This is a genomic window from Acidithiobacillus sp. TH-A36 (genome assembly GCF_057473445.1).
Genome location: NZ_JBYCKP010000035.1, coordinates 1 through 1,246, shown reverse-complemented (window position 1 = coordinate 1,246; position 1,246 = coordinate 1). Strand labels below are relative to the sequence as shown.

Below are 1,246 nucleotides of genomic sequence, written 5' to 3'. Positions count from 1 at the left end.
GGCCAAGACCCCATCCTCCCAACACGCCTCCCACAAAAATACCCAGAAACTGCATCATGGAATAAACGCCACTGGAAGCACCACGCTGTTCGGGAAGAGTGCTGCGGCTCATCATCGAAGGCAATATCGCCGAAGCAATATTATAGCCAGCAAAGAAAATAACCGCGCCAATGCCTACTAGCCAGAAATGTCCGGATTCCAGCCCCATAATCAGGGCTCCGACCGCAATCGCGAGACCGCTGACGATCAGCATCTGCCCGTGTTGCTTGTTTTTTTCCGCATAAATCACCGGAAACAGCATGAGCAGCACCGAAAGCAGCATGACCGGCAAATACACTTCCAAAATGCCACTTTCGGGAATGTGCATGGCATTGACCAGTTCTGGAGAAAGCACCACAAAGCTCGCGCCCAGAACCATCTGCAAAATGAAAATTCCAACACTGGCCGTGAGTACCGGTGGATGGCGGAACATTTTCATGGCATCTGTCCAGCTACCCATACGATTCTGCTGCGCGTGCGCAATAGGTGGAATAATTTTCCAGAGCGGATATAGCGCCAGAACCCCCAGTGCTGCCGCGACCAGGAACACCCCGGTCAAGCCCCAAAGTCCGTAAAATACCGGACCGATAGCAATACCCAGCACATAGGCAACGGCAATACTGCCACCAATAGCCGCCATGGCTTTGGTACGATGCTGATCGCCGGTCAGGTCTCCCGCCGTAGCCAGAAGCACCGAGGACACGGCACCGGCACCTTGCAGTAACCGCGCCAGAATAATGCCATAAATATTGTGGGTCACTGCGCCCAGCAAGGAGCCCAGAATAAAAAGGATGATCCCGAAAACCAGCACCTTTTTCCGTCCGAAGCGGTCGGAGGCTGCCCCGAAAGGAAATTGCAGAGCGGCCTGGGCAAGCCCGTAAACTCCAATAGCCAGACCCAGCAACAGGGGCGTACTGTATCGTAACTGGTCATTATCGAGGGCCAGCACTGGCATGAGCATAAACAGGCCGAGCATGCGCGCGACATAAATAAAGCTCAGACCACTGACAGCCCGTCTTTCCTGCGGACTCATGGACGGGCCTTTCACCCGTCCACGGCGTTTTTCAGAAGAAGCCATAACCCATCACCAATTTACCAAGGATCAGGGCAGTATAAAGCAAAAACAGATAAGAGATGGAATAAGCGAACATGCTGCGGGCGTATTGATCCATTTCCTGGCCTTCGGGCAGGGCTTTCAGGCGTAAGG

Annotated in this window: 1 protein-coding gene; it reads right to left on the bottom strand. The window is 53.6% G+C overall.

Annotation, left to right across the window (positions count from 1 at the left end):
- Positions 1–1,072 (bottom strand): MFS transporter (locus AC2VLY_RS00870; protein WP_486921606.1); only part of this gene is annotated, 1,072 nt, incomplete at its 3' end.
- Positions 1,073–1,246 lie beyond the last annotated feature (174 nt).